The sequence below is a fragment of the Aeromonas piscicola genome, from assembly GCF_000820005.1.
GTDB classification, from domain to species: Bacteria; Pseudomonadota; Gammaproteobacteria; order Enterobacterales; family Aeromonadaceae; genus Aeromonas; species Aeromonas piscicola.
Window position 1 is genome coordinate 1 of record NZ_CDBL01000075.1, and the last position, 445, is coordinate 445.

Genomic DNA, 445 nt, shown 5'->3' on the forward strand with positions numbered 1-445 from the left:
ACAAGGCCGATGCTGGCGCTGGCAAGACCTGCCCCATGGCTGGTCGACACAGCAAGCAAGGTGCCTGCCGGTGCGCCGCGCCTTAGCCCCGCTTCACACTCCCTTCACCCTGCCATGACAGGCTGGTGCCTCTTCCAAAACCACGAGTGAATATGATGATGAAATTGGCGGCGCTGTTCACGGCACTCGGTATGATCTCCCTCATCAGCTTCAACCTGCTCGGCTCATACGTGGATAGCCAGGGTTATCTGCACGAGCCATTCGGCTTGTTGCCCATCGGCTTCCTGTTTATTTTCATGGGGATATTGCTCGCCCTCCTGAGCGTACTCAGGGCATTTTGCAGGCAGAGGCGCACGAAGGCGGAGAAGCAAGCCAGCTGAGACGGCTATCTAAAACGCTGGATACCCGGCAAACGGCAGACACAGAAAAGCCCTGCCAATCTGGC

1 protein-coding gene is annotated in these 445 nt (G+C 57.8%); it reads left to right on the top strand.

Going from position 1 to position 445, the window contains the following annotated elements:
• The first annotated feature begins 152 nt into the window (after positions 1-152).
• Positions 153-380 carry a DUF3955 domain-containing protein gene (locus BN1128_RS19700; RefSeq protein WP_042871939.1) on the top strand — a complete coding sequence of 76 codons (228 nt, stop codon included), beginning with the start codon at positions 153-155 and terminating at the stop codon, positions 378-380.
• The last annotated feature ends 65 nt before the right edge of the window (positions 381-445 follow it).

What these genes read in the sequence shown, in the direction of transcription:
- BN1128_RS19700 (WP_042871939.1), top strand. Translation starts at nt 153, where the DNA reads ATGATGATGAAATTGGCGGCGCTGTTCACGGCACTCGGTATGATCTCC.